The sequence below is a fragment of the Shinella sp. M27 genome (assembly GCF_049199905.1).
GTDB lineage: Bacteria > Pseudomonadota > Alphaproteobacteria > Rhizobiales > Rhizobiaceae > Shinella.
Window position 1 is genome coordinate 11,860 of record NZ_JBLZPK010000075.1, and the last position, 19,091, is coordinate 30,950.

The 19,091-nt window shown below is 64.3% G+C and carries 19 protein-coding genes; 15 read left to right on the forward strand and 4 right to left on the reverse strand.

The genetic code is table 11. From position 1 onward, the window contains the following. The 3 genes from ACOZK4_RS26525 to hemC form a co-directional block, all read right to left on the reverse strand. Positions 1-1,160 (reverse strand): COG4223 family protein (locus tag ACOZK4_RS26525; RefSeq protein WP_421594645.1); only part of this gene is annotated, 1,160 nt, incomplete at its 3' end. Positions 1,161-1,258: 98 nt separating this feature from the next. After that, positions 1,259-1,981 (reverse strand): uroporphyrinogen-III synthase, encoded by a 723-nt coding sequence (locus tag ACOZK4_RS26530; RefSeq protein WP_421594646.1) that lies wholly within the window; start codon positions 1,979-1,981, stop codon positions 1,259-1,261. Positions 1,982-1,984: 3 nt separating this feature from the next. Continuing rightward, positions 1,985-2,914, reverse strand: coding sequence for a hydroxymethylbilane synthase (gene hemC, locus ACOZK4_RS26535; RefSeq protein ID WP_421594647.1), 930 nt, complete (start codon positions 2,912-2,914; stop codon positions 1,985-1,987). A gap of 73 nt (positions 2,915-2,987) precedes the next feature. Between hemC and tsaD the strand changes: the two genes are divergently transcribed. Genes tsaD through ACOZK4_RS26560 form a run of 5 tightly spaced genes read left to right on the forward strand, consistent with a single transcriptional unit; the run spans position 2,988 to position 6,481 of the window. Further along, positions 2,988-4,082, forward strand: coding sequence for a tRNA (adenosine(37)-N6)-threonylcarbamoyltransferase complex transferase subunit TsaD (gene tsaD / locus ACOZK4_RS26540; RefSeq protein WP_421594648.1), 1,095 nt, complete (start codon positions 2,988-2,990; stop codon positions 4,080-4,082). 2 nt (positions 4,083-4,084) lie between these two features. Further along, a complete protein-coding gene (locus ACOZK4_RS26545) occupies positions 4,085-5,065 on the forward strand; it encodes an NAD(P)H-dependent glycerol-3-phosphate dehydrogenase (protein ID WP_421594668.1) in 981 nt (326 codons plus the stop codon). Positions 5,066-5,082: 17 nt separating this feature from the next. Continuing rightward, on the forward strand, positions 5,083-5,376 hold the full coding sequence (locus tag ACOZK4_RS26550; RefSeq protein WP_313527937.1) for a YciI-like protein: 294 nt from the start codon (positions 5,083-5,085) through the stop codon (positions 5,374-5,376). A 6-nt stretch (positions 5,377-5,382) separates the two neighbouring features. Further along, positions 5,383-5,814 (forward strand): EVE domain-containing protein, encoded by a 432-nt coding sequence (locus ACOZK4_RS26555; protein ID WP_313527935.1) that lies wholly within the window; start codon positions 5,383-5,385, stop codon positions 5,812-5,814. A gap of 4 nt (positions 5,815-5,818) precedes the next feature. Beyond that, the gene (locus ACOZK4_RS26560; protein ID WP_421594649.1) at positions 5,819-6,481 is read left to right on the forward strand and encodes a class I SAM-dependent methyltransferase; all 663 of its coding nucleotides are present in this window, start codon (positions 5,819-5,821) and stop codon (positions 6,479-6,481) included. Positions 6,482-6,508: 27 nt separating this feature from the next. On the opposite strand, the gene ACOZK4_RS26565 is transcribed toward ACOZK4_RS26560, so the two are convergent. Beyond that, positions 6,509-6,967: a hypothetical protein gene (locus ACOZK4_RS26565; RefSeq protein WP_421594650.1), complete on the reverse strand. Its 459-nt coding sequence runs from the start codon at positions 6,965-6,967 to the stop codon at positions 6,509-6,511. Between the two features lie 300 nt (positions 6,968-7,267). On the opposite strand from ACOZK4_RS26565, the gene sdhC reads away from it, so the two are divergent. The 10 genes from sdhC to ACOZK4_RS26615 all read left to right on the forward strand — a co-directional run bounded on the left by sdhC (position 7,268) and on the right by ACOZK4_RS26615 (position 19,046). Further along, positions 7,268-7,660 (forward strand): succinate dehydrogenase, cytochrome b556 subunit, encoded by a 393-nt coding sequence (sdhC, locus tag ACOZK4_RS26570; RefSeq protein ID WP_421594651.1) that lies wholly within the window; start codon positions 7,268-7,270, stop codon positions 7,658-7,660. A gap of 10 nt (positions 7,661-7,670) precedes the next feature. Then, on the forward strand, positions 7,671-8,051 hold the full coding sequence (gene sdhD / locus ACOZK4_RS26575; protein WP_421594652.1) for a succinate dehydrogenase, hydrophobic membrane anchor protein: 381 nt from the start codon (positions 7,671-7,673) through the stop codon (positions 8,049-8,051). 6 nt (positions 8,052-8,057) lie between these two features. Further along, a complete protein-coding gene (gene sdhA / locus ACOZK4_RS26580) occupies positions 8,058-9,899 on the forward strand; it encodes a succinate dehydrogenase flavoprotein subunit (protein ID WP_313527925.1) in 1,842 nt (613 codons plus the stop codon). Between the two features lie 18 nt (positions 9,900-9,917). Further along, the gene (locus tag ACOZK4_RS26585; protein ID WP_313527923.1) at positions 9,918-10,697 is read left to right on the forward strand and encodes a succinate dehydrogenase iron-sulfur subunit; all 780 of its coding nucleotides are present in this window, start codon (positions 9,918-9,920) and stop codon (positions 10,695-10,697) included. Positions 10,698-10,840: 143 nt separating this feature from the next. Further along, the gene (locus tag ACOZK4_RS26590; protein ID WP_313527921.1) at positions 10,841-11,383 is read left to right on the forward strand and encodes a protease inhibitor Inh/omp19 family protein; all 543 of its coding nucleotides are present in this window, start codon (positions 10,841-10,843) and stop codon (positions 11,381-11,383) included. A 35-nt stretch (positions 11,384-11,418) separates the two neighbouring features. Beyond that, complete coding sequence (gene zapE, locus ACOZK4_RS26595) at positions 11,419-12,597, forward strand: cell division protein ZapE (protein ID WP_421594653.1); 1,179 nt, start codon at positions 11,419-11,421, stop codon at positions 12,595-12,597. Between the two features lie 203 nt (positions 12,598-12,800). Continuing rightward, positions 12,801-13,763, forward strand: coding sequence for a malate dehydrogenase (mdh, locus tag ACOZK4_RS26600; protein ID WP_117371244.1), 963 nt, complete (start codon positions 12,801-12,803; stop codon positions 13,761-13,763). Between the two features lie 27 nt (positions 13,764-13,790). Next, complete coding sequence (sucC, locus tag ACOZK4_RS26605) at positions 13,791-14,984, forward strand: ADP-forming succinate--CoA ligase subunit beta (RefSeq protein ID WP_421594654.1); 1,194 nt, start codon at positions 13,791-13,793, stop codon at positions 14,982-14,984. Between the two features lie 17 nt (positions 14,985-15,001). After that, entirely contained in the window at positions 15,002-15,904 is a 903-nt protein-coding gene (gene sucD / locus ACOZK4_RS26610; protein WP_298106038.1) for a succinate--CoA ligase subunit alpha, read from the forward strand. A 145-nt stretch (positions 15,905-16,049) separates the two neighbouring features. After that, positions 16,050-19,046: a 2-oxoglutarate dehydrogenase E1 component gene (locus ACOZK4_RS26615; protein ID WP_421594655.1), complete on the forward strand. Its 2,997-nt coding sequence runs from the start codon at positions 16,050-16,052 to the stop codon at positions 19,044-19,046. The last annotated feature ends 45 nt before the right edge of the window (positions 19,047-19,091 follow it).

Below are 19,091 nucleotides of genomic sequence, written 5' to 3' on the forward strand. Positions count from 1 at the left end.
CGCTTGTACTCTGCCGCCGCGGCCTGTCCCGCTTCCGGCAGGGTCTGCCATTCGATCTGGGCGCCCTTGAAATCGCCGTTCTGCAGCTTGTTCTCAATGCGCGCGACGACGGCTTCCGGCGTGTCGCCTTCGATGCTGCCGACGGGCCGCACGCGGATGGCCGAGGTGGCGCTCGACATCAGGCGGTTGAAAATGCCCTGGTCGCCGTCCGGCTGGTGCACGGCGTCGAGAATGACATCGGCCGTCGGCTGGAAATCACGCACGAGATCGGAGCGCGAGGCGACGCCGATGGCGGCGTGCTCGTGCAGGCCCGCCACGGACGGATCGTCGGGTGCGATGCTGGCGAAGGCTTCGAGCTCGGCAAGGTAGGGGCCACCACGATCGATTGCGGTTTTCAGCGCGCTTGCGGCCACGGCACGGGCCATTTCGACGTCGCTGCGCGGTTCGTCGAGCTTCTGCTCGGCGGCGGCGATACGCTCCGTAAGCTGGCTTTCCGTCGAGCTGACGGCTTCGGTCGTGCGCGCGATGGCCTCGCGCAGCGCCGTAAGCTCGGTGTTCAGGCGGGTCACGTCGCCTTCGAGCTTGCTCACCGCCTCCGGGTTGCCGGCCGTCGCGCCGCCGCCGTCACCGGTGCCCTTTTCGAGAGCGGCGATGCGGGTTTCGATTGGCTGGAGATCGACGGGGCTGGCCGCCGGCGTGTCAGCAAGGCGCGTCTTCAGGGCCTCGACCTCATTGGAGAGACCGGCAAGCGCGCCGGTGTCGCCGACACGATCCGGGCCCAGCGCGGGCAGGTAGCCGCCATATTGCAGGCTGCCGGCGCCGAGAAGGGCGATCAGGCCGCCGAGAATGCCGGCGGCAAGCGGGCCGGCATTGCCGCGACGCGGCTCCGGGGCGGTCTGGGTGAAGACCGGTTCCTCATAGGCCGGGCGGGCCGGTTCGACCGGCTCCGGCTTTTCTTCCGGGGTTTCCTGGAGTTCCGGTTCCGCAGCGGCGGCTTCCGGCGTTGCAGTCTCGGTCGTGTCCGCCGTCACGGCATCTGCTTCCGCCTTCTCTTCGGCGGCGAGCGCTTCGGTGTCGGCGGAGGCGGGAACCGCTTCGAGATCGATCGTCACGGGTTCGTCGCCGGCCTTGTTGCGGCGAGACGGGGTTTCCGGTTCCATGGCGATCTCCTCGCGTTCATGTGCATTGCACTAAACCTAGACAGCGAAGACAGCGAGGGAAAGACCCTTGCGGCAATTTCATCCATCATCGCGAGTACCTAGAGGAGATCGAGCAGGCTTTCCTCGTTCGGCGCCGAGGCGATGACGGTGAGCGCGGTGAAGCGCTGCGGCACGGCCTTGGCGACATTGGCGCTCATGCAGAGCATCAGCGTGGAGAGAAAACGCTCCGGCGTTTCCATCAGCGGCGAGAGTTCGAAGAAGGTGCGGGCCGTTTCGCGCGAATAGAGCAGCACGGCATCCGGCACCGGCTTGAGCAGGGCTTCGACCTCCGTGCGCCTGGGGACGAGCGGCACCATGCGGTAGCATTCGACGGTGCGCAGCGGAATGCCGGCTGCGTTGAGCCGGGTTTCGAAACCGGCAGCGCGCGGATGTCCGGCGAGATAGAGGATCGGTTCGGCCGGCATGCCGAAATCCCGGCAATGGTCGACGATCATATTGGCGAGGTCCTTGCCGTCGCCGCCAGGTGTCAGGACCGTGCGGAAACCCGCTTCCTCCGCCGCCTGGGCGGAAGCCTCGCCGACGGAGAAGACGGTGGTCAGAAAATGCCGGTCGAGCGCCGGGCCGATCTTGCCGACGAGGCGCGCCACTTCCGCGCTGGTGATGGCGATCGCCGAATGGCGCTCCGCCAAAGCAGCGCGGGCGGCTTCGATATCGTGTTCGGCTTCGGACAGCGGCATCGTGACCGCCTCGTGGCCGAGGGCGGCGAGTTTTCGCGCGGTGCGGGCGGCGGCGGGCGCCGGCCTGGTGACGAGAACGCGCAAGGATCAGCCCCAGCTTTCGAAGAAACCCGCTCCCGCTCTCGCGCGGATCGCCTGCCCCGCCGCTTCGCCGAGGTCTGCGGCGCTATCGGCTGCACCGCTCGTTTCGATTTCGTGGAATTGGCTGCCGTCGGGCGTCAGGATCATGCCGCGGAACTGGAGATGATCGCCTTCGACCGTCGCATAGCCGGCGATCGGCGTGCGACAGGAACCGTCGAGCGTGGCGAGGAAGCCGCGTTCGCAGGAGACGGCAGCGCGGGTCGCGCGGTCGTCGATGGCGGCAAGCAGGCCGTTGATGCGGTCGTCGTCGATGCGGCTTTCGATGCAGATCGCGCCTTGCGCCGGGGCCGGCGGGAAGGAGACGGGATCGAGAAGTTCGGTCGGCACGTCGAGTTTGCCGAGGCGCTTCAGGCCGGCATAGGCGAGTAGGGTAGCATCCGCCTCGCCGGCGGCGAGCTTGCCGAGGCGGGTATCGACCTGGCCGCGGAAGACGATGACGTTGATATCAGGCCGGAGCCGGCGGATGAGGGCCTGGCGGCGTAGCGAGGCCGAGCCGACGGTGGCGCCCTGCGGCAGGTCGATGAGGCGCTTCGCGGTGCGGCCGATGAAGGCGTCGCGGATGTCCTCGCGCGGCAGGTAGGCGGAGAGGTGCAGGCCCTCGGGCAGCTTGGTCGGCATGTCCTTGGAAGAGTGCACGGCGAAGTCGAGCTCGCCGGTCGATAGCTGCGCCTCGATTTCCTCGGTGAACAGGCCCTTGCCGCCGATCAGCGCCAGCGAACGGTCGGTGATGCGGTCGCCCTTCGTCGAGAGCACGACGATTTCGAACCTATCCTCTGGCAGGCCGTGCGCGGCCATCAGGCGTGAACGGGTCTCGTAGGCCTGGGCGAGCGCCAGCGGGCTGCCCCGGGTGCCGATCCTGAAAGGTTTTGTTTGCATCCGCCTTGATCCATTGTTACCGGGATGTCTCGTAACCGGCTTTCCGGCCCATCGCAATCAATCCTAGTGCTTCATGTCGTCCCACTTGACCATTCTCGGCATCGAAACGAGCTGCGACGAGACCGCCGCCGCCGTGGTCCTGCGCGATGCGGATGGCCGGGGTGAGATCCTCGGCGAGGTGGTGCTGAGCCAACTCGAAGAGCACAGCGCCTATGGCGGCGTGGTGCCGGAGATTGCGGCCCGCGCCCATGTGGAAGCGCTGGACAGCCTGATTTCCGAAGCGCTTCTGCGGGCCGGCAAGTCGCTTGCGGATGTCGATGCCATTGCCGCAACGAGCGGGCCGGGGCTGATCGGCGGTCTCATCGTCGGCCTGATGACCGGCAAGGCGATCGCGCGGGCGACCGGAAAGCCGCTCTACGCCGTCAACCATCTCGAGGGACACGCGCTGACGGCACGGCTGACCGATGGGCTCTCATTCCCCTATCTGATGCTGCTCGTTTCCGGCGGACATACGCAGCTCGTGCTGATCCGCGGCGTCGACGATTACGAGCGCTGGGGCACCACCATCGACGATGCGCTCGGCGAAGCCTTCGACAAGACGGCCAAGCTGCTCGGGCTGCCCTATCCGGGCGGTCCGGCCGTGGAGCGCATGGCGAAGACGGGCAATCCGGAACGCTTCACCTTCCCGCGCCCGCTGGTCGGCGAGGCGCGGCTCGATTTCTCCTTCTCCGGTCTCAAGACGGCGGTGCGCCAGGCGGCGCAGTCGATCGAGCCGGTGACAGATGAGGATATCGCCGATATCTGCGCCTCCTTCCAGCGCGCCGTCTCGCGCACGCTGAAGGACCGCATCGGCCGCGGTCTGGAGCGGTTTCGTGCGCTCTATCCCGATGTGGCGACGCCCGCGCTGGTCGTTGCCGGCGGTGTTGCGGCGAATGCGGAACTGCGCGCGACGTTGCAGGCGCTCTGCGACAAGAACCGCTTCCATTTCATCGCCCCGCCGCTCGCACTCTGCACGGACAATGCCGCGATGATCGCCTGGGCGGGCCTGGAGCGCATGGCCGCCGGGTTGGCGCCTGACGATCTCGCCGTGGCGCCGCGCTCGCGCTGGCCGCTCGACAAACAAGCGGCGACCCTACTCGGATCCGGCAAGCGGGGAGCCAAGGCATGACGATCTCGAAGCGTATCGCCGTGGTCGGCGCCGGCGCCTTCGGTACGGCGCTGGCAAGTGTTGCGGCCGCCAGCGGCGGCGATGTCACGCTGATCGGCCGCGATGCCGCTGCCGTCGAAGCCATGCGGGCGACGCGACGCAACGAAAAGGCGCTGCCGGGCATCGATCTGCCGGCAACGCTCGGCTTCAGCGCCGATGTGGAATGCATTCGCGGCGCGGGCATCGTGCTGTTCGCCATGCCCTCGCAGGCGCAGCGTGACGCCGCGCGCCAGCTCGCGCCGCTTCTGGCGCCGGGCACGGCGGTGGTCATCTGCGCCAAGGGCATGGAAAAGGGCACCGGCCGTCTGCTGACCGAGGTGCTGGAAGAGGAATTGCCTGGCCGCGAGGTCGCCGTGCTCTCCGGTCCCGGTTTTGCCGCCGATATCGCGAAGGGCCTGCCGACGGCGATGGTCGTTGCGGCGCGCTCCGCCGAGATCGGTGCCGCGCTCGCGCAGGCGCTCTCCGGCCCGACCTTCCGGCTTTATCCCTCGACGGACCGGATCGGCGTGCAGCTTGGGGGCGCCTTGAAGAACGTTCTGGCCATTGCCTGCGGTATCATCGAAGGCGCTGAGCTTGGCGATTCGGCGCGGGCGGCGCTGATTTCGCGCGGGCTTGCGGAACTGTCGCGCTTCGTCGAGGCGCATGGCGGCGAGGGGATCACCATTACCGGGCTTTCCGGCCTCGGCGACCTCGTCCTGACCGGCACCAGCCACCAGTCGCGCAATCTGCGCTTCGGCATCGCGCTCGGCCGCAACGGCACGGCGGCCGGTTGGTCCGGCGATCTCGTGGAAGGTGCCTTCGCCGCCTCTGTTGCGTCAGGTGTGGCGGCGGAAAGAGGCATCGACATGCCGATCACCGACGCGGTCGCCCGTATCATCGATGGCACGCTCGACGTGAAAACCGCCATCGGGCAGCTGATGACGCGCCCGATCACCCAGGAATGACAAGGAAGGATCGCTTCATGCTTTTCGCATTCATCTGCCAGGACAAGCCCGGTGCGCTTCAGGTGCGCATGGACACGCGCCCGGACCACGTCGCCTATCTGAACGATCTCAATGCCGCCGGAAAGCTTACCTTCGCCGGGCCCTTCCTCGGTGACGACACCAAGCCGACCGGCAGCCTCGTCGTGGTGAAGGCCGAGACGATCGAAGAGGCGCGGCAGATCGCGGCAAGCGATCCCTATGCCAAGGCCGGCCTGTTCGCCTCCGTCGAGGTGAAGGCCTGGAACTGGGTCTTCAACAATCCGGAGGCATAAGCGGAAATGGCATTCTGGCTCTACAAGTCCGAACCCTTCAAGTGGTCCTGGCAGATGCAGAAGGACGCCGGCGAGGCGGGCACCGAATGGACGGGCGTGCGCAACTATCTCGCGCGCAACAACATGCGGGCCATGAAGATCGGCGACAAGGGCTTCTTCTACCACTCCAACGAGGGGCTCGACATCGTCGGCATCACGGAAGTCTGCGCGCTGTCGCACCCGGACACGACGGCCGGTGAGGATCCGCGCTGGGACTGCGTCGATATCCGCGCCGTGCGCGACATGCCCAAGCCCGTGTCGCTGAAGGACATCAAGGCCAACCCGAAGCTGTCCAACATGTCGCTCGTCACCTCCATGCGCCTCTCGGTGCAGCCGGTGACCGAGGAGGAGTGGATCGAGGTCTGCCGCATGGGCGGTCTCGACAACCCGCCGCGCTGAAGTCTTGAAGACCGACCCCGAAATCTTCATCCGGGACAATACGGGCGTGCTCACCCCGCCGCATGTGCCGGAGATAAAACTCCGGCTGGCGACCGAGGCGCATGACCTGTGGCTGAAGACGGAGGAAGAACTGGAAGATATCGGCCTGCCGCCACCCTTCTGGGCATTCGCGTGGGCGGGCGGGCAGGGGCTTGCCCGCCATGTGCTCGATCATCGAGAGCTGGTTGCCGGCAGATCCGTGCTGGATTTTGCTAGTGGCTCCGGTCTCGTCGGTATTGCGGCGCGCATAGCCGGCGCATCGGCGGTGCTTGCGGCGGATATCGACCCCTGGAGCGAGACGGCGATCCGGCTGAACGCTGCGCTCAACGATGTGTCGCTGAGCAATACGGTCGAGGACATGGTTGGTCGCGATGACGGCTGGGACGTGGTGCTGGCCGGTGACGTTTTTTACGATCGCGGCTTTGCCGACGTCCTGATCCCGTGGTTCTCAAGGCTTGCGGCGCGTGGTGCTACGGTGCTCGTCGGCGATCCCGGCCGCGCCTATTGCCCGCGCGAGCGCATGGAAGCGCTCGCGACCTATTCGGTGCCGGTGACGCGGGCGCTTGAGGACAGCGAAGTCAAGAAGACCACTGTCTGGCGGTTCAAGGCCATTCCGGCAGCTGGCTGAAACTGCCTTGCGTTCAGGATTTCCGGATCAAAAATTGGGCCGGATGACGCAGACGCCCATTTCCCAGGAGCAGTCGTTCTGCCCCGGCACGACCTGGATGACTTTCGGTCCGCCACGGCTGTAGCGCGGCGCGTCGATCACGTCGCCGAAATAATCGTCGTTGTCGATGTAGAAATAGGTGCCGTTGCCCCGGTCGCGATAGGCGGTGATCGCCCCGCCGTAGAAGTCGCCGCCACGCCAGCCGCGATGCTCGCGGCGACGCTCGGAATAGCGCGAGCCGCGGTCTTCACGGCCCCGGTGCCGCCAGGCCTCGCGGTAATGGCGCTCGCGGTCGCGTCGCGTGATGGTGCGGGCTTCGATATTGGGTTCGGACCAGCCGAGGCCGTCCCTGTTGCCGCCGGCATGGGCGGCCGTCATGCCGCTCGTTGCAAGGGCGATCGCCAGTCCTAGAACTTTGGTCGCATGGGACGCTGAAAACAGAGTCATTCTGTCCTGCCTTCCGATAAACGCTTAACAAATCGTTAACGCCAAGATGGGGCAGGGGGCGGCGAAAGTCACGGATTTCCCTGCGAATTTTGCCGATATCGTTAATGCGGGAAAAGCGTCCTGAAATGGTGCAAACCCTGTCCGCTTCTTAATCGATTAAATTCATTTTGCACTGCAATGAGGCTTGTGGTTCCGCTTTCTGGTGAGTAAGTGTCGCAATCACTGCATTGTGCACAACATACTGCAATTCCGGAGAAAATTTGTCCAGTTTTTGGCTCTCCGGGGTTCCGTGAGGTTCAGATGGCGAATGTCACTCGAAGCCGGCCGCTCTCGCCGCATCTCCAAGTCTATAAACCGATCCCGACGATGGTCATGTCCATCGTGCACCGCATCACCGGTGCGGCGCTGTATTTCGGCACCGTGCTCGTCGCCTTCTGGTTGATCGCGGCCGCCTCGGGCGAGGCGTCCTTCGAATGGGCCAGCTGGCTCTTCGGTTCGCTGATCGGCCGCCTCGTGCTGTTCGGCTACACCTGGGCGCTGATGCACCATATGCTCGGCGGCCTTCGCCACTTCATGTGGGACATGGGCCGCGGCTACGAGAAGCACTTCAACACCAAACTCGCCATCGCAACCCCGATCGTCTCCGTCGCCCTGACGGTGCTGATCTGGATCGTCGGCTATCTGGTCCGCTGAGGAAACATCCATGGACATGCGCACTCCCCTCGGCAAGGTTCGTGGTCTCGGCTCGGCAAAGGACGGCACGGAGCATTTCTGGCGCCAGCGCCTGACGGCCGTCGCCAACGTTCCGCTCATGCTGTTTTTCGTCGGCTTCCTCGTCCGCTACAACGGCGCTTCCTATGCGGAAGTCACCGCAGCCCTTTCGCACCCGATCGTCGCCGTCCTCATGGGCCTCGTCGTCATCTCCGGCCTCATTCACATGAAGCTCGGCATGCAGGTCATCATCGAGGACTACGTGCATGCGGAAGGCGTGAAGATCGGTCTCCTCATGCTCAACACCTTCTTCGCGGTTCTGGTCGGCGGGCTCTGTCTTTTCGCCGTCCTCAAAATCGCTTTCGCAGGATAATCCATCATGGCAGCGATCTCCTCCCCGGCGGCCAACGGCAAGGCCTATACCTATGTGGACCACTCCTTCGACGTGATCGTCGTCGGCGCCGGCGGTGCGGGTCTGCGCGCCACGCTCGGCATGGCCGAGCAGGGCCTCAAGACGGCCTGCATCACTAAGGTTTTCCCGACGCGTTCGCACACCGTCGCCGCCCAGGGCGGCATCGCGGCCTCGCTGCAGAACATGACGCCGGATAGCTGGCAGTGGCACCTCTACGACACCGTCAAGGGCTCCGACTGGCTCGGCGACGTCGACGCCATGCAGTATCTCGCCATGGAAGCGCCGAAGGCGGTCTATGAGCTGGAGCATTACGGCGTGCCCTTCTCGCGCAATGCCGAGGGCAAGATCTACCAGCGCCCGTTCGGCGGCCACATGCAGAACTACGGTGAAGGCCCGCCGGTGCAGCGCACCTGCGCTGCCGCCGACCGTACCGGCCACGCCATCCTGCACACGCTCTACGGCCAGTCGCTGCGCAACAATGCAGAATTCTTCATCGAGTATTTCGCGCTCGATCTGATCATGTCGGCCGATGGCCGCTGCACCGGCGTCGTCGCCTGGAATCTCGATGACGGCACGATCCACCGCTTCGCCGCCAAGATGGTGGTTCTGGCGACCGGCGGCTACGGCCGCGCCTATTTCTCGGCGACCTCCGCCCACACCTGCACCGGTGACGGCGGCGGCATGATCGCCCGCGCCGGCCTGCCGCTGCAGGACATGGAATTCGTGCAGTTCCATCCGACGGGCATCTACGGCGCCGGCTGCCTCATCACCGAGGGTGCCCGCGGCGAAGGCGGCTATCTGGTCAATTCCGAGGGCGAGCGCTTTATGGAGCGTTATGCACCGTCGGCGAAGGACCTCGCGTCCCGCGACGTCGTCTCGCGCTGCATGACGATGGAAATCCGCGAAGGCCGCGGCGTCGGCAAGAACAAGGACCACATCTTCCTGCATCTCGACCATCTCGATCCGGCCGTTCTGCACGAGCGCCTGCCGGGCATTTCCGAGAGCGCCAAGATCTTTGCCGGCGTCGACGTGACGCGCGAGCCGATCCCGGTCCTGCCGACCGTGCATTACAACATGGGCGGCATTCCGACGAACTACTGGGGCGAAGTGCTGAACGCCGACAGCCAGAACCCGGAGCGCATCGCGCCCGGTCTGATGGCCGTGGGCGAAGCCGGCTGCGCCTCGGTGCATGGCGCAAACCGCCTCGGTTCGAACTCGCTGATCGACCTCGTGGTCTTCGGCCGCGCCGCCGCCATCCGCGCCGGCCAGGTGATCGACCGCGTCGGCCCGATCCCGGCGCTCGATATCGCCGCCTGCGACAAGATCATGGACCGCTTCGATCGCCTCAGGAACGCCAATGGCGGTACGCCGACGGCCATCCTGCGCGACAAGATGCAGCGCACCATGCAGGACGACGCGGCCGTATTCCGCACCCAGGAATCGCTCGAAAGCGGCTGCCGCCGCATGACCGCGATCTGGAAGGAACTGCCCGACATCAAGGTCACCGACCGCTCGATGGTCTGGAATTCCGACCTCGTCGAGACGCTGGAGCTGGAAAACCTGATGGCCAACGCCATCACGACGGTTTACGGCGCCGAGGCCCGCAAGGAAAGCCGCGGCTCGCATGCCCGCGAGGACTATGTCGACGGCCCCTTCGCCGGCCGCGACGACGTCAACTGGCGCAAGCATACGCTCGCCTGGGTGAACGAAGCGGGCGACGTCAAGCTCGACTACCGCCCCGTGCACACCGACCTCATCGCCGACGGGATCGATCCCCAGAAGATCGCGCCCAAGGCGCGCGTCTATTGATATCGAGGAGAACAGGACATGGTTGAACTCGCTCTCCCGAAAAACTCGCAGATGACCGAAGGCAAGGTCTGGCCGAAGCCGGCCGGGGCCACGAATACCCGCGAGTTCCGCATCTATCGCTGGAACCCGGATGACGGGAAGAACCCGTCGGTCGACACGTTTTATATCGATGTCGATGATTGCGGTCCGATGGTGCTCGACGCGCTGCTCTACATCAAGAACAAGATCGACCCGACGCTGACGCTGCGCCGCTCCTGCCGCGAAGGCATCTGCGGCTCCTGCGCCATGAACATCGACGGCACCAACACGCTCGCCTGCACCAAGGGCATGGACGAGGTGAAGGGGACCGTGAAGGTCTATCCGCTGCCGCACATGCCGGTCGTCAAGGACCTTGTGCCTGATCTGACCAATTTCTACGCGCAGCACCGCTCGATCGAGCCGTGGCTGAAGACGGTCTCGCCGACGCCGGCCAAGGAGTGGAAGCAGAGCCATGAGGATCGCCTCAAGCTCGACGGTCTCTACGAGTGCATCCTGTGCGCCTGCTGCTCGACCTCCTGTCCGAGCTATTGGTGGAACGGCGACCGTTATCTCGGCCCGGCCGTGCTGCTGCAGGCCTATCGCTGGCTGATCGACAGCCGCGACGAAGCCACGGGTGAGCGCCTCGACAACCTCGAGGATCCTTTCCGTCTCTATCGCTGCCACACGATCATGAACTGCGCCCAGGCCTGCCCGAAGGGGCTCAACCCGGCCAAGGCGATCGGTGAAATCAAGAAGATGCTGGTCGAGCGCCGTCTCTGACCTACATATGCGACAGTCACGAAACGTGAGGAGGCGGCTCGAACAATCGGGCCGTTTCGTCTTGATTCGTGCGGGCGATTCACGTTAATTCGGCGGGAAATGCTGCAGGGCAGCAGTATCGGGCAGATATCGGGAGTTTCGACATGCGGATTGTACATGTGGCAGGCGGACTGATGATGGCGCTTGCTCTGGCGGGTTGCCAGCGGACCGCGTCGATGGACAGCGTCAATACGCAGCAGAACATCCAGCCGCTGGAAGCGCAGCCGATCGGGACTGTCTCTTCGAGCCAACTGCCGGATCCGACGACCGACACCTCCGGCCAGTTCCCCGACAAGCCGACGACCGATACGGCGATGGCGACGGGCACCGGCGTCGCCGGCGATACGGCTGCTGCGGCAGCGGGTCTCGAGGTCAAGAAGGAAGGCATGGTCGGCAACTGGAAGGTCGCCAACGGTGCGTCCTCCTGCGACATGTTCCTGACGCTGACCAACCTCGGCAGCGGTTCGCGCGGCGGCACGCGCGGCTGCGCGGGCGAGCTGACCGCAATGGGGTCCTGGGAGGTCGCCGGTAAGCAGGTCGTGCTGAAGGACCGCAACGGCAGCCCGATCGCACGCCTCTACAAGACGGCGGACACCCAGTTCCGCGGCACGACCAATTCGGGCCAGCCCGTCAGCCTTTCGCGTTGATCCGCATTTTCAGACGACACGGATAAAAGCCGTCCATGGGCAAGAACTGGGACAGCGGGTCTACGCATCCGGACAAGGGCGTCTCGGATAGGCTGCAAGCCCTTGTCGCCAGTGGAGAGCTGAAACCGGATTCGGCGCAGAAGGCCATGGCCGCGCGCTTCGACCGCCTGCTGCAGGATCTCCATGCCCAGCGTCCGGCACGCAAATCGAGCGCGCTGGGCTGGCTGTTCGCGTCGCGCAAGCCCGAGAGCGTCAGCGCTCCCAAGGGGCTCTACCTCTATGGTGGTGTCGGGCGCGGCAAGACCATGCTGATGGACATGTTCTTCGAACTGGCGCGGGTGAAGCGCAAGCGGCGGGCGCATTTTCATGAATTCATGGCCGATGTGCACGACCGCATCCACAAGCACCGCCAGAAGCTGAAGGCCGGCGAGACCAAGCAGGCCGATCCCGTGCCGCCGGTCGCCGAAAGCCTTGTCGCGGAAGCGCGGCTTCTCTGCTTCGACGAGTTTTCCGTGACCGATATCGCCGATGCGATGATCCTGTCGCGGCTCTTTGGCGAACTGTTCCAGCGTGGCTGCATCCTTGTCGCGACATCGAATGTCGAGCCCGACAATCTCTACAAGGATGGTCTCAACCGAGGCCTTTTCCTGCCCTTCGTCGATTTGCTCAAGCAGTATGTCGAGATCGTTCCACTGGATTCCCTGACGGACTACCGCATGGAGAAGGATAGCGGCCTGCCGGTCTTTCGCCATCCGCTCGGTGACGAGGCCGATAGGGCGATGAATGCCGCCTGGCTGCGCGAGACGTCGGGCAAGGCCGTCGCGCCGGCGACCATCGCCTTCCGGGGGCGCAGCATTGCGGTGCCGCAGGCGGCGGGGCGGGTTGCACGCTTCTCCTTCGCCGATCTCTGCGAGAAGCCGCTCGCTGCGGCCGACTATCTCGAAATCCTCGCGCATTACGACACGCTCTTCGTCGATCACGTTCCGCTGCTGGGTGCCGAAAAACGCAACGAGACCAAGCGTTTCATCAATCTCGTCGATACGATCTACGATCATCGCGCGCGGCTTTTCGCCTCTGCGGCGGCGGCACCCGAAAACCTGCTCGTCACCCGCAAGGGCACCGAAGGCTTCGAATTCGACCGCACGGTGTCGCGCCTGATCGAGATCCGCAGCACGGAATATCTGGCAGATCACAATGCACGATACGGGACTTGATGCGGCTCCTTTACAGCAGAGACGTGACGAAAGCGTGACGGTAATTCTTACGTTTACGTAAGAATTTTTGCATCTAACCGATTGAAAAACTTCAGCCTAAAAGTATGTGTTGAAATTTTAACCTTAGAAGCGTAAGCCCTTGCGCCGAAAGGTCCTGCAATTGCGACATTGAGGACCTGTTGATCGGAGCAAAGGAAGCTTTCATGGCCCGCAAGAAGATCGCACTTATTGGTTCTGGCATGATCGGTGGCACGCTGGCGCATCTCGCCGGCCTGAAGGAGCTGGGCGACATCGTCCTCTTCGACATCGCCGACGGTATCCCGCAGGGCAAGGGCCTCGACATTGCCCAGTCCTCGCCGGTCGAAGGCTTCAACGCCTCGCTCACGGGCGCCAGCGACTATGCCGCGATCGAAGGCGCCGATGTCTGCATCGTCACCGCGGGTGTTGCCCGCAAGCCCGGCATGAGCCGCGACGACCTGCTCGGCATCAACCTCAAGGTCATGGAACAGGTCGGCGCCGGCATCAAGAAGTACGCGCCGAACGCTTTCGTCATCTGCATCACCAACCCGCTCGACGCGATGGTCTGGGCGCTGCAGAAGTTCTCGGGTCTGCCGAAGAACATGGTCGTCGGCATGGCCGGCGTGCTGGACTCGGCCCGCTTCCGCCTCTTCCTCTCCGAAGAATTCAAGGTCTCCGTCCAGGACGTCACCGCCTTCGTTCTCGGCGGCCACGGCGACACGATGGTGCCGCTCGCCCGCTACTCGACTGTTGGCGGCATCCCGCTGACCGATCTGGTCAAGATGGGCTGGGTCACCAAGGAGCGCCTCGAAGAAATCATCCAGCGCACCCGTGACGGCGGCGCCGAGATCGTCGGCCTGCTCAAGACCGGCTCGGCCTACTATGCGCCGGCCGCTTCGGCGATCGAAATGGCTGAATCCTACCTCAAGGACAAGAAGCGCGTTCTGCCCTGCGCTGCCTACCTTTCCGGCCAGTACGGCGTGAAGGACATGTATGTCGGCGTGCCCACCATCATCGGTGAAGGCGGTGTCGAGCGCATCATCGAGGTCGAGTTCAACAAGGCCGAACAGGAAGCCTTCGAGAAGTCGGTCGCGGCGGTCGCCGGCCTTTGCGAAGCCTGCATCAACATCGCGCCTTCGCTGAAGTAATCCCGCTTTCCAGACAGGATTTTCCCCATGAACATTCATGAATATCAGGCCAAGGCTCTTCTGAAGAGCTTCGGCGCGCCGGTCGCCGAAGGTGTGGCGATCTTCTCCGCCGACGAGGCTGAAGCGGCTGCGAAGTCGCTGCCCGGCCCGCTCTACGTGGTCAAGAGCCAGATCCACGCCGGCGGCCGCGGCAAGGGCAAGTTCAAGGAACTCGGCCCGGACGCCAAGGGCGGCGTTCGCCTGGCTTTCTCGATCGAGGAAGCCAAGGCCCATGCCAAGGACATGCTCGGCAACACGCTCGTCACCGCCCAGACCGGCGAAGCCGGCAAGCAGGTGAACCGCCTCTATATCGAGGACGGCGCCGATATCGACCGTGAACTCTATCTCTCGCTGCTCGTCGACCGCTCCGTCGGCCAGGTCGCCTTCGTCGTTTCGACGGAAGGCGGCATGGACATCGAGGCCGTCGCGCATGACACGCCGGAGAAGATCCTCACCGTCGCGATCAACCCGGAAGCCGGTGTCACCGCCGACGATCTCGCCAAGCTGACGGCGGCCCTGAAGCTCGAAGGCGAAGCCAAGGCCGACGCCGAAAAGCTCTTCCCGATCCTCTACAAGGCCTTTGTCGAGAAGGACATGAGCCTACTCGAGATCAACCCGCTGATCGTCATGAAGAACGGCCGCGTGCGCGTTCTCGACGCTAAGGTCTCGTTCGACGGCAATGCGCTGTTCCGCCACGACGATATCAAGGCGCTGCGCGACGAGACCGAAGAAGACGCCAAGGAAATCGAGGCCTCCAAGTGGGACCTTGCCTATGTGGCGCTCGACGGCAATATCGGCTGCATGGTCAACGGTGCCGGCCTTGCCATGGCGACGATGGACATCATCAAGCTTTACGGCAAGGAGCCGGCGAACTTCTGCGACGTCGGCGGCGGCGCCGGCAAGGAGAAGGTCGCTGCGGCCTTCAAGATCATCACGGCCGACCCGAAGGTCGAGGGCATCCTCGTCAACATCTTCGGTGGCATCATGAAGTGCGACGTCATCGCTGAAGGCGTCGTCGCAGCCGTGCAGGAAGTGGGCCTCAAGGTTCCGCTGGTCGTTCGTCTCGAAGGCACGAATGTCGAACTTGGCAAGAAGATCCTGAACGAATCGGGCCTGGCGATCACCGCCGCCGACGATCTGGACGATGCTGCCAAGAAGATCGTCGCCGCGATCAACGGCTAACGGAAGGACCAGACCTCATGTCGATTCTCGTCAACAAGAACACCAAGGTCCTCGTTCAGGGCCTGACCGGCAAGACCGGGACCTTCCACACCGAACAGGCGCTCGCCTATTACGGCACGCAGATGGTCGGCGGCATCCACCCGAAGAAGGGCGGCGAAACCTGGACCGGCTCGAAGGGCGAAAGCCTGCCGATCTTCGCCTCCGTTGCCGAAGGCCGCGAAAAGACCGGTGCGGACGCATCCGTGATCTACGTTCCGCCGGCAGGCGCCGCGGACGCGATCATCGAGGCGATCGAAGCGGAAATCCCGTTCATCACCTGCATCACCGAAGGCATCCCGGTTGCCGACATGGTGCGCGTCAAGGCCCGCCTCGACCGCTCCAAGTCGCGCCTGCTCGGGCCCAACTGCCCCGGCATCCTGACACCGGAAGAATGCAAGATCGGCATCATGCCGGGCTCGATCTTCCGCAAGGGTTCGGTCGGTATCGTCTCGCGCTCCGGCACGCTTACCTATGAAGCCGTGTTCCAGACCTCCAACGAAGGCCTCGGCCAGACGACGGCTGTCGGCATCGGCGGCGACCCGGTCAAGGGCACCGAATTCATCGACGTGCTCGAGATGTTCCTGGCCGACGACGCCACGACCTCGATCATCATGATCGGCGAAATCGGCGGTTCGGCCGAAGAAGATGCGGCGCAGTTCCTCATCGACGAAGCCAAGAAGGGCCGCAAGAAGCCGATGGCCGGCTTCATCGCGGGCCGTACGGCTCCGAAGGGCCGCACCATGGGCCACGCCGGCGCTGTCGTTTCGGGCGGCAAGGGTGACGCGGAATCCAAGATCGCGGCGATGGAGGCGGCGGGCATCCGCGTTTCGCCTTCGCCGGCCCGTCTCGGCAAGACCCTCGTCGAAGTCCTCAAGGGCTGAGACACGACACTGGATGGGCCGGCATTTCTGCCGGCCGATCCGTCTCTCCCGTCGCCGAGCGGACAGGCTGGCGGCGGGCGGCAAACCGGGGAGAGCCCGGTCAACACGATCGTTCGGGAGGCGGGCGCGGCGCCCGCAAGAAACCATGGCACGGCAAGACGCCAACGAACAATTCCTGGCCACCTCCTTCCTCGACGGAGCGAATGCGGCCTATATCGAACAGCTCTACGCCCGGTACGAGGCCAATCCCGCCTCGGTCGGCGAAGAATGGCAGGCCTTCTTCAAGGCTTTGGAAGACCAGCCCTCCGACATCGTGAAGGCGGCCAGGGGCGCCTCCTGGCAGCGCGCCAACTGGCCGATCGTGGCCAATGGCGAACTCGTCTCGGCGCTCGACGGCAACTGGGGCGTCGTCGAGAAGGTGCTTGAGAAGAAGGTGCAGGCGAAGGCCGAGGCCGTCGCCGCCAAGACCGGCGCGCCTGTCAATCAGGCCGACGTAAACCAGGCGACCCGCGATTCGGTGCGCGCCATCATGATGATCCGCGCCTACCGCGCGCGTGGCCACCTGCACGCCAAGCTCGACCCGCTCGGCATTGCCGCACCCGTCGAGGACTATCACGAGCTTTCGCCCTCGAACTACGGTTTCGAGGACAAGGATCTCGACCGCAAGATCTTCATCGACAACGTGCTCGGCCTCGAATACGCGACCGTGCGCGAAATGGTCGAAATCCTCGAGCGCACCTATTGCTCGACGATCGGCGTCGAATTCATGCACATCTCCAACCCGGAAGAGAAGGGCTGGATCCAGGAGCGCATCGAAGGCCCGGACAAGGGCGTCGACTTCACGCCCGAGGGCAAGAAGGCGATCCTGCAAAAGCTGATCGAGGCGGAAGGCTTCGAGCAGTTTATCGACGTCAAGTACAAGGGCACCAAGCGCTTCGGCCTCGACGGCGGTGAATCGCTGATCCCGGCGCTGGAACAGATCATCAAGCGCGGCGGCCAGCTGGGCTTGAAGGAAATCGTGCTCGGCATGGCCCATCGCGGCCGCCTCAACGTTCTGACCAACGTGATGGCCAAGCCGCACCGCGCCGTCTTCCACGAGTTCAAGGGCGGCTCCTACGCGCCTGATGAAGTGGAAGGCTCCGGCGACGTGAAGTATCACCTCGGCGCCTCCTCGGACCGCGAGTTCGACGGCAACAAGGTGCACCTGTCGCTGACGGCCAACCCGTCGCATCTCGAAATCGTCAATCCTGTCGTCATGGGCAAGGCCCGCGCCAAGCAGGACCAGATGGCGAAGGTTTTCGAGGGCGACATCATTCCGCTGTCCGAACGGGCCCAAGTCATGCCGCTGCTGCTGCATGGCGACGCGGCCTTCGCCGGCCAGGGCGTGACGGCTGAAATCCTCGGCCTCTCGGGCCTGCGCGGCCACCGGGTCGCCGGCACGGTGCATGTCATCATCAACAACCAGATCGGCTTCACCACGAACCCGGCCTTCTCGCGCTCCTCGCCCTATCCCTCCGACGTGGCGAAGATGATCGAGGCGCCGATCTTCCACATTAACGGCGACGATCCGGAAGCGGTGGTCTACGCCGCGAAGATCGCCACCGAATTCCGCATGAAGTTCCACAAGCCTGTCGTCATCGACATGTTCTGCTACCGCCGCTTCGGCCATAACGAAGGCGACGAACCGGCGTTCACGCAGCCGAAGATGTACAAGGCGATCCGCGCCCACAAGACCGTGGTCAACCTCTATGCGTCGCGCCTCATCGCCGAAGGCGTCATCTCGGAAGGCGAATTCGAGAAGATGAAGGCCGACTGGCGCGCCAATCTCGAAACGGAATTCGAGATCGGCCAGTCCTACAAGCCGAACAAGGCCGACTGGCTGGACGGTGTCTGGTCGGGCCTGCGCTCGGCCGACAACCAGGATGAACAGCGCCGCGGCAAGACCTCGGTGCCGATGAAGCAGCTCAAGGAAATCGGCCGCAAGATCGCGACGATCCCGGAAGGCTTCCGCGCCCACAAGACCATCCAGCGGTTCATGGACAACCGCATGCAGATGGTCGAGACGGGCGAGGGCATCGACTGGGCGATGGGCGAAGCGCTGGCCTTCGGCACGCTCTGCGTCGAGGGCACCAAGATCCGCCTATCCGGCCAGGATTGCGAACGCGGCACCTTCTCGCAGCGCCATTCGGTTCTCTACGATCAGGAAACCGAGGACCGCTACATCCCGCTCGCCAACCTCTCGCCGACCCAGGCCCGCTACGAGGTCATCAACTCGATGCTCTCGGAAGAGGCGGTCCTCGGCTTCGAATACGGCTATTCACTGGCCCGCCCGAACGCGCTCACCCTTTGGGAAGCCCAGTTCGGCGATTTCGCCAACGGTGCGCAGGTCGTCTTCGACCAGTTCATCTCGTCGGGCGAACGCAAGTGGCTGCGCATGTCGGGCCTCGTCTGCCTGTTGCCGCACGGCTATGAGGGGCAGGGTCCGGAACACTCGTCGGCCCGCCTCGAGCGCTGGCTGCAGATGTGCGCCGAAGACAACATGCAGGTCGCCAACGTCACGACGCCGGCGAACTACTTCCACATCCTGCGTCGTCAGGTGAAGCGCGACTTCCGCAAGCCGCTCATCATGATGACGCCGAAGTCGCTGCTGCGCCACAAGCGTGCGGTCTCCTCGCTGTCGGAAATGGCCGGCGAAAGCTCGTTCCACCGCCTGCTGTGGGACGATGCCGAAGTGATCAAGGACGGTCCGATCAAGCTCCAGAAGGATGCCAAGATCCGCCGCGTCGTCATGTGTTCGGGCAAGGTCTATTTCGACCTTCTGGAAGAGCGTGAAAAGCGCGGCATCGACGATGTCTACCTGCTGCGTCTGGAACAGCTCTATCCGTTCCCGGCCAAGGCGCTGATCAACGAGCTCTCGCGTTTCCGCAACGCCGAGATGGTGTGGTGCCAGGAAGAGCCCAAGAACATGGGTGCCTGGGCGTTCATCGACCCCTATCTAGAATGGGTGCTCGCCCATATCGACGCCAAGTACCAGCGCGTGCGCTATACCGGCCGTCCGGCTGCCGCATCGCCGGCAACGGGCCTGATGTCGAAGCATCTCGCGCAGCTCGCCGCCTTCCTCGAGGACGCGCTGGGCGGTTGATCCGCCCGGTTTGCCTGACAACACGACACGAACGAACGGAACACA

Excerpts from the sequence above, each read along its gene's own strand:
- hemC (WP_421594647.1), bottom strand. The coding sequence starts at position 2,914 with ATGCAAACAAAACCTTTCAGGATCGGCACCCGGGGCAGCCCGCTGGCG.
- tsaD (WP_421594648.1), top strand. The coding sequence starts at position 2,988 with ATGTCGTCCCACTTGACCATTCTCGGCATCGAAACGAGCTGCGACGAG.
- ACOZK4_RS26550 (WP_313527937.1), top strand. The coding sequence starts at position 5,083 with ATGCTTTTCGCATTCATCTGCCAGGACAAGCCCGGTGCGCTTCAGGTG.
- ACOZK4_RS26555 (WP_313527935.1), top strand. The coding sequence starts at position 5,383 with ATGGCATTCTGGCTCTACAAGTCCGAACCCTTCAAGTGGTCCTGGCAG.
- ACOZK4_RS26565 (WP_421594650.1), bottom strand. The coding sequence starts at position 6,967 with ATGACTCTGTTTTCAGCGTCCCATGCGACCAAAGTTCTAGGACTGGCG.
- sdhC (WP_421594651.1), top strand. The coding sequence starts at position 7,268 with ATGGCGAATGTCACTCGAAGCCGGCCGCTCTCGCCGCATCTCCAAGTC.
- sdhD (WP_421594652.1), top strand. The coding sequence starts at position 7,671 with ATGGACATGCGCACTCCCCTCGGCAAGGTTCGTGGTCTCGGCTCGGCA.
- sdhA (WP_313527925.1), top strand. The coding sequence starts at position 8,058 with ATGGCAGCGATCTCCTCCCCGGCGGCCAACGGCAAGGCCTATACCTAT.
- ACOZK4_RS26585 (WP_313527923.1), top strand. The coding sequence starts at position 9,918 with ATGGTTGAACTCGCTCTCCCGAAAAACTCGCAGATGACCGAAGGCAAG.
- ACOZK4_RS26590 (WP_313527921.1), top strand. The coding sequence starts at position 10,841 with ATGCGGATTGTACATGTGGCAGGCGGACTGATGATGGCGCTTGCTCTG.
- zapE (WP_421594653.1), top strand. The coding sequence starts at position 11,419 with ATGGGCAAGAACTGGGACAGCGGGTCTACGCATCCGGACAAGGGCGTC.
- mdh (WP_117371244.1), top strand. The coding sequence starts at position 12,801 with ATGGCCCGCAAGAAGATCGCACTTATTGGTTCTGGCATGATCGGTGGC.
- sucC (WP_421594654.1), top strand. The coding sequence starts at position 13,791 with ATGAACATTCATGAATATCAGGCCAAGGCTCTTCTGAAGAGCTTCGGC.
- sucD (WP_298106038.1), top strand. The coding sequence starts at position 15,002 with ATGTCGATTCTCGTCAACAAGAACACCAAGGTCCTCGTTCAGGGCCTG.
- ACOZK4_RS26615 (WP_421594655.1), top strand. The coding sequence starts at position 16,050 with ATGGCACGGCAAGACGCCAACGAACAATTCCTGGCCACCTCCTTCCTC.